This is a genomic window from Faecousia intestinalis (assembly GCF_040096185.1).
GTDB lineage: Bacteria > Bacillota > Clostridia > Oscillospirales > Oscillospiraceae > JAZOXB01.
Window position 1 is genome coordinate 1 of the sequence record NZ_JBBMFF010000083.1, and the last position, 6,580, is coordinate 6,580.

Genomic DNA, 6,580 nt, shown 5'->3' on the forward strand with positions numbered 1-6,580 from the left:
AAATGAAAAGCGCTGCGGATCAGAAGAGGCTTCATAAGGAAGAATGGGCTATCTCAAAATAGAATTTTCTGAAATTAGCCCAACAATAAATGCCGTGAAAATCCAATTAAAACTGGATTTCCACGGCATTTATCTAACTTTTGAAGGGAACTATTCTCTTACAATTCGCATTTTGAGACAGCCACTTCTTTTGGCGCGATCCGAAAACGGATCGATACTGGATTTTGGTGACAAGATCCGATGCTCGCTGTACCTATGGACGAAAATGATATTCCGGGCTTTGCCCGGAGTGATATTTTCCTTTTCGGAACGTGATATAAAAGCTGCTCGGCTTTTGTGATATATATTCGCCTGTTAAACTGCCGCAGGCAATATCACGATGCGAAGCATAATATCACTGTCCAAAGGACAATATCACTCGCCGTCAGGCGAATATAATTGAGGCGCACTTCCTTACGGAGTGCGCCTCACGGCCGCAGCGCTTTTTTATGAGATTTTACGCCTCGATCTCGTCGAAATCGTCAAGGCCCTCGTCGCACTTGCCGAAGCAGGGAAGGAGCTTCTTCAGATCGTCCCAGAAGTGGATCATGGCGACTGCAATGCTGCCGACAACGACGACACCGCCGATGATGCCCAGAATGAGCTTCAGATTATTCTTCATGAAATTGACCTCCCGTATTGAAATGGTAGTTATAGTATACCGCAAAATAAGAATTTCGCAAGGGGATAATTGTGAATTTTCAGCTCAGATGCGGACGATGCGGCCCTCCAGACGCGGGGCGGCAGGCTTCTCCGGCTCCGCGGCATAGCCGAGGATGCAGTGGCCGATGCCGATCCACTCGCCCTCGACGCCCCACTGCTGCAGCAGGGCCTTGCCCTCGGCCGAGGCGAAGACCTCACGGGCGCGGTGGATCCAGCAGCTGGCGATGCCGAGGCTGTGCGCGGCGTTCATCAGGTTACCGAGCGCGAGCGAGCCGTCCTCCACGGCCGTGAACGCGGCGGCATCCGCCAGCACGACGCAGACGGTCGGCGCGCCGTAGAACGGGTGAGCGTCCGGGCTGCCGAGCACACCGCCGTTCAGCCGCTCCAGTGCGGCGATCGCGGCGGGGTCCTGCACGACAAGGAGCTTTACGGACTGGCGGCCCATGCCGCTCGGCGCGTAAAGCCCGGCACGCAGAATTTCCTGCAGTGCCTCCTCCGGCACCTGCTCCGGGCGATAGGCCCGGCAGCTCCGGCGGGTCTCGAGACAGTTCAGAACTTCGTTCATAAGAAAACTCCTTTCAGATCATATATACCATATTGTAGCGGCGCTCAGTGAGCGCCATGGAGGCTGGCAATGATTGCGGCATGAATTCTATGGCGTGAGGCCCTCGGAATGACAAATCTGGTGGCCATTGCCACTGAATTTGTACCGCAGGATTTGCGGGTGCGCATGGCGCTTACTAAGCGCCGCTACAGACGCAACTGGATTTTACCATTTTAACGGCAGTCTGTACCGGCTGCCGGTGCAGCGCCGGGCGGGGCGTGCTCTTCCCCTGTCAATTGCGCCTATAAAATATCAGACATATCCATACATCCCGCGGACGGAGACCTCGCCGGAGCTGACGACGCCCTCCGTGCCGTCTGGGTAGCGGACGATCAGGCCGCCCGCCTCGTCGATGCCGATGGCGTGGGCAAGGCGCGTCTCTCCGGCGCGCAGGATCTGCACGTCCTGCCCCAGCGTCACGCAGACTCCGGCATATTCCGCCAGCCACTGCGGCAGCGCCCCGGGCAGCTGCACATCCAGCTCGTGCAAACGGCGGACCATGGCCGCGGCGAGGGCATTGGGGTCGACGGCCGTGCCGACGGCCTCCCGCAGCGAGACGGCCACATCACGCGCAGGCTCGGGCAGGGAAGCCGTGTCCGTGTTGCAGTTCACGCCGATGCCGACCACGGCATATTCCAGCATGCCGCTGTCGGCCTCTGCCGCCAGCTCCGTCAGGATGCCGCAGACCTTCCGCTTGCCGATGACCAGATCGTTCGTCCACTTGATGCCGACATCGGCCGGGCAGCAGTCCCGGATGGCGCGGCGGATGGCCACGGCGACGGCAGACGTCAGCCACAGCAGCTCCGCAGCCTCGCGCTGCGGCCGCAGCAGGACGGAAAGGTACACACCGCCCGGCGGCGAGACGAACGTCCGCCCGCGCCTGCCGCGCCCGCCGGTCTGGCGGCCGGTGATATAGACGCTCCCGTGCGGCGCGCCGAGTGCGGCCTGCGCCTTGGCATAGGTGTTCGTCGAGTCCACCGTGGGCAGGACATTGATGGGCCAGGGGCAGCCCTCCAGCAGCGCGTGCACGGCGGCATCGCTCAGGGCCGATTCCGGCCGGTGCAGGCAGTAGCCCCGATTCGGCACGGAGTCAATGCTGCAGCCGTCGGCCCGTAGCGCCTGCACGGCCTTCCAGACGGCGGCGCGCGTGACACCGAGCGCGCGGCTGATCTCCTCTCCGGAGACATATTCGCCGTCCCGCAGCAGGGACAGCACCTCTGCCTTTCCCATGGCATTCCCTCCAAAATAATGGTTGCAATTCCGGACCCCGTCCGGTATAATACGTTTGCCGGTTCCAGTATACCCGATTTTTTCCGGGCTGTAAATGCCTTTTTTCGGGTGGGACCGCGCGATCGCCGCTGCGAGGCGGCGAACTGCTTGCGCCTATCGTAAACCTGACGCAGGCAAAATGTAAACCGTCTGTACCGCGCCCACCGGTGCAGACGGAAATCAGAAAGAGAAAAGAGAACGGAGAAAATTTCATGAACAACACCCATTCCTCCCGCGCACGCAGCACGGTCCTGCCGCTCGTGCTTACGGCCCTGTTTGCCGCGCTCACTGCCATCGGCGCCTTCCTCCGCATTCCTGCCGGGGAAATTTCCTTTACGCTGCAGGTGTTCTTCACCTCCATGGCCGGCATCCTGCTCGGTCCGTGGTGGGGAGCGGCCTCGCAGGTGGTCTATGTTCTGCTCGGCCTTATCGGCCTGCCCATCTTCACGGAGGGCGGCGGCCTGATGTATCTGGCAAAGCCCTCGTGCGGCTTCCTGCTCGGCCTGCCGCTCATGGCCATGGTCATCGGTCTGCTGACCCGCGACCTGAAGGCCTCGACACTCCGCGGCCACGCTGTTCGCGGTATGCTCCGCATCGCGCTGGCCTGTGTGGCGGGCCTCGCCGTGCTGTACCTGATCGGCCTTCCCTATATGTACTTCGTGCTGGCAGGCAAGTGGAGCATTCAGAAGACTATCGTGTCCGGCTGCCTGATCTTCCTGCCGTTTGACGCGCTGAAGATCGTTGTGACGACGCTCCTGTGCGTGCGGCTGCTGCCGGTCCTGCGCAGGGATTGAGCGAAAAAGTCCTTTTTTGCGCGCGAATGCTTGCAGGAAGACCTGTCTTGTGATAAAATCAGACTGTCAAAAGACCTGCCCGGCCGAATTTTTGCTTTGCAATTTGGAAAGCAGTCTGGCGGAAAAATCCGAAAGGGCCTTTTTGACAAGCCGAAAATATAAGGCAGGAAACCGGCGGAGCGATCCGCGGAAAGGACGGCCCCATGAACGTAAAACTTGATTTTGTCCTGCGGGAGATCGCAGGGGAGACGCTGCTGGTCCCAGCCGGGAAAACGGCGCTGGATCTCAACGGCATGCTGACGCTCAACGAGACCGGTGCGGCTCTGTGGCGCATGCTGCCGGAGGCGGCGGATGCCGAGGCTCTGACGCAGGGCCTGCTGCAGGAATTCGAGGGTGCGCCCGCGGAGCAGGTCCGCGCGGATGTCGAGGAATTTCTTGCCCGGCTGCGTGAGCTCGGCATTGTGGAGTAAGTGCGCAAAATTGTCAGGGAATATCCCGATTCTCTACAATTTTCTCAATTTTCCCTGTAAAACCCGTAGAAATTGATGAAATTTGACGATTGCGGTTTTTTGCGAATTTCGCTATAATAAAAAGGCTGAAAAACCGCAAGATCCTATTATTATCGCACCGTCGGACAAAGCACCGGCGGAACAAACGTAAATGGAGGATACGCATTATGTCTATCAAAGTTGGTATCAATGGTTTTGGCCGTATCGGCCGTATGGTCTTCCGTGCAAGCCTGAACTTCCCGGAAATCGAAGTCGTCGGCATCAATGATCTGTGCCCGGCTGACTACCTCGCTTACATGCTGAAGTACGATACCATGCATGGCCAGTTCAACGGCACCGTCGAGGCTACCGAGAACTCCATCATTGTCAACGGCAAGGAGATCCCCATCTCTGCAGAGCGCAACCCCGCTGATCTGCCCTGGGGCAAGCTCGGCGCTGAGTATGTTGTCGAGTCCACCGGCCTGTTCCTGACTCAGGAGAAGGCTGCCGGCCATCTGGCTGCCGGTGCCAAGAAGGTCGTCATGTCTGCTCCGTCTAAGGACGCTACCCCGATGTTCGTCTGCGGCGTCAACTTCGACAAGTACACGAAGGACATGAACTTCGTCTCCAACGCTTCCTGCACCACGAACTGCCTGGCCCCGATCGCCAAGGTCCTGAACGACAAGTTCGGCATCACCGACGGCCTCATGACCACCGTTCACTCCACCACCGCTACCCAGAAGACCGTTGACGGCCCGTCCATGAAGGACTGGAGAGGCGGCCGCGCTGCTTCCGGCAACATCATCCCGTCTTCCACCGGCGCTGCCAAGGCTGTCGGCAAGGTCATCCCCGAGCTGAACGGCAAGCTGACCGGTATGTCCATGCGTGTTCCGACGCTGGATGTCTCCGTCGTTGACCTGACTGTCAACCTCGCGAAGCCCGCTACCTACGAAGAGATCTGCAACGCCATGAAGGAAGCCTCTGAGGGCGAGCTGAAGGGCGTTCTGGGTTACACCGACGAGGCCGTCGTTTCTTCCGACTTCCTCGGCGACACCCGCACCTCCATCTTCGACGCCAAGGCCGGCATCGCTCTGACCGACACCTTTGTGAAGGTTGTTTCCTGGTACGACAACGAGATCGGCTACTCCAACAAGGTCCTCGAGCTCATCAAGCACATGTACAGCGTTGATCACGCCGAGTAATTCTCATCCAATTGCATAACGGGAGCGCGTCCTAAACTTTTAGGACGCGTTCCTTTTTCCGTCCGCTTGCAACTTTTGCGCAGATGCGCTATAATTTTCCATAGAGGAATGTCCCCGATAACCGCCTGCCTTACCCGGGGGAGGCGATCCACGATCAGGAGGTATGCAACATGGCCGCATCGAAAGTCTACTTTACCACCTTCCATACCACGCTGGAGGAAAACATCCAGCAGAAGCTCTCCCGTCTGCTGCTGACGGCGGGGATGGACCAGATCGATTTCAGGAACCGCTACGTCGCCATTAAAATGCACTTCGGCGAGCCGGGCAATTTGGCCTACCTGCGCCCGAACTATGCAAAGACCGTCGCGGATCTCGTGCGCCAGCTCGGCGGCAAGCCGTTCCTGACGGACTGCAACACGCTCTATGTCGGCGGCCGCAAGAATGCCCTCGACCACATCGAGTCCGCCTATGTCAACGGCTTCACGCCCTACACAACGGGCTGCCACATCATCATTGCCGACGGCCTGAAGGGCTCGGACGATGTCGCCGTTCCGGTTGACGGCGAGTATGTAAAGAACGCCCGCATCGGCCGCGCACTGATGGATGCCGATATCGTCATTTCTCTGACCCACTTCAAGGGCCACGAGGCCACGGGCATCGGCGGCACGATCAAAAATCTCGGCATGGGCGGCGGCTCCCGCGCGGGCAAGAAGGAAATGCACGCCGACGGCAAGCCCGCCGTGAACGAGTCCAAGTGCATCGGCTGCGGCGCGTGCCATAAGATCTGTGCCCATGATGCCCCGACGATCGAGAACCGCAAGATGCACATCGACACGAACAAGTGTGTCGGCTGCGGCCGCTGCATCGCCGTGTGCCCGATGGACGCCATTGAGGGCGTGTACGACCCGAACGGCCACCTGCTCAACTGCAAGATGGCGGAGTATGCCAAGGCCGTCGTGCAGGGGCGCCCGAGCTTCCACATCAGCCTTGCCATGGATATTTCACCGAACTGCGACTGCCACGCCGAGAACGACGTGCCTGTCATCCCGAATGTCGGCATGTTTGCTTCGTTCGACCCCGTCGCGCTGGATGAGGCCTGCGCCGAAATGTGCAGCCGCATGCCGCGCAACCCGAACGCCGCCTTTGAGGACGCCTCCTCCGACGACCTGTTCCACGCCGTCCACACCGTGACGCACTGGCAGGACCAGACGGAGCACGGCGAGAAGATCGGCCTCGGCTCGCGCGAGTATAAGCTGATCGAGATCTGACAGTATACAAAAGCCGCCTCTGCCGGAAGGACTCCGACGGAGGCGGTTTTTCGTAATTTGATTGCAGCGGCGCTCCGTGAGCGCCGTTGGCAGCTGCAGGCTGCCGGGCGTCCTCGTTGAGCGTTACGGGCTTTCAAGTTTGTCATTGCGAGGAGCAAAGCGACGTGGCAATCTCGCAGTACCCGGCTCGATCACAGGAAAGCCACGGCGAAAACGTAACTGCCTTCCCGAGATTGCCCCGGCCCCGGCGGGG

At 59.5% G+C, this 6,580-nt stretch carries 8 protein-coding genes; 5 read left to right on the forward strand and 3 right to left on the reverse strand.

All coding sequences use genetic code 11. The features are described 5' to 3' along the window. Nucleotides 1-43 precede the first annotated feature (43 nt). Nucleotides 44-340, forward strand: coding sequence for a hypothetical protein (locus tag WMO66_RS01365; protein WP_349134617.1), 297 nt, complete (start codon nt 44-46; stop codon nt 338-340). Between the two features lie 156 nt (nt 341-496). Here the strand turns inward: WMO66_RS01365 and WMO66_RS01370 are convergent, their stop codons facing one another. From WMO66_RS01370 to WMO66_RS01380, 3 genes are all read right to left on the reverse strand, one after another. After that, the gene (locus WMO66_RS01370; protein ID WP_349134618.1) at nt 497-661 is read right to left on the reverse strand and encodes a hypothetical protein; all 165 of its coding nucleotides are present in this window, start codon (nt 659-661) and stop codon (nt 497-499) included. An 84-nt stretch (nt 662-745) separates the two neighbouring features. Beyond that, a complete protein-coding gene (locus WMO66_RS01375) occupies nt 746-1,267 on the reverse strand; it encodes a nitroreductase (RefSeq protein WP_349134619.1) in 522 nt (173 codons plus the stop codon). Nucleotides 1,268-1,558: 291 nt separating this feature from the next. After that, nucleotides 1,559-2,536: a biotin--[acetyl-CoA-carboxylase] ligase gene (locus WMO66_RS01380; RefSeq protein ID WP_349134620.1), complete on the reverse strand. Its 978-nt coding sequence runs from the start codon at nt 2,534-2,536 to the stop codon at nt 1,559-1,561. A gap of 251 nt (nt 2,537-2,787) precedes the next feature. Here WMO66_RS01380 and WMO66_RS01385 point away from each other — a divergent pair, with 251 nt between their 5' ends. The 4 genes from WMO66_RS01385 (at nt 2,788) to WMO66_RS01400 (ending at nt 6,327) form a co-directional block, all read left to right on the forward strand. Further along, nucleotides 2,788-3,369 (forward strand): biotin transporter BioY, encoded by a 582-nt coding sequence (locus WMO66_RS01385; protein WP_349134621.1) that lies wholly within the window; start codon nt 2,788-2,790, stop codon nt 3,367-3,369. Nucleotides 3,370-3,572: 203 nt separating this feature from the next. Next, complete coding sequence (locus WMO66_RS01390) at nt 3,573-3,839, forward strand: PqqD family protein (RefSeq protein ID WP_349134622.1); 267 nt, start codon at nt 3,573-3,575, stop codon at nt 3,837-3,839. Between the two features lie 206 nt (nt 3,840-4,045). Beyond that, nucleotides 4,046-5,059, forward strand: a complete 1,014-nt coding sequence (gene gap, locus WMO66_RS01395; RefSeq protein WP_349134623.1) for a type I glyceraldehyde-3-phosphate dehydrogenase — start codon at nt 4,046-4,048, stop codon at nt 5,057-5,059. Between the two features lie 170 nt (nt 5,060-5,229). Then, nucleotides 5,230-6,327: a DUF362 domain-containing protein gene (locus WMO66_RS01400; protein ID WP_349134624.1), complete on the forward strand. Its 1,098-nt coding sequence runs from the start codon at nt 5,230-5,232 to the stop codon at nt 6,325-6,327. Nucleotides 6,328-6,580 lie beyond the last annotated feature (253 nt).

Bases quoted from the DNA above. Each gene is read 5' to 3' on its own strand.
- WMO66_RS01365 (WP_349134617.1), top strand. From the start codon at position 44: ATGGGCTATCTCAAAATAGAATTTTCTGAAATTAGCCCAACAATAAAT.
- WMO66_RS01370 (WP_349134618.1), bottom strand. From the start codon at position 661: ATGAAGAATAATCTGAAGCTCATTCTGGGCATCATCGGCGGTGTCGTC.
- WMO66_RS01375 (WP_349134619.1), bottom strand. From the start codon at position 1,267: ATGAACGAAGTTCTGAACTGTCTCGAGACCCGCCGGAGCTGCCGGGCC.
- WMO66_RS01380 (WP_349134620.1), bottom strand. From the start codon at position 2,536: ATGGGAAAGGCAGAGGTGCTGTCCCTGCTGCGGGACGGCGAATATGTC.
- WMO66_RS01385 (WP_349134621.1), top strand. From the start codon at position 2,788: ATGAACAACACCCATTCCTCCCGCGCACGCAGCACGGTCCTGCCGCTC.
- WMO66_RS01390 (WP_349134622.1), top strand. From the start codon at position 3,573: ATGAACGTAAAACTTGATTTTGTCCTGCGGGAGATCGCAGGGGAGACG.
- gap (WP_349134623.1), top strand. From the start codon at position 4,046: ATGTCTATCAAAGTTGGTATCAATGGTTTTGGCCGTATCGGCCGTATG.
- WMO66_RS01400 (WP_349134624.1), top strand. From the start codon at position 5,230: ATGGCCGCATCGAAAGTCTACTTTACCACCTTCCATACCACGCTGGAG.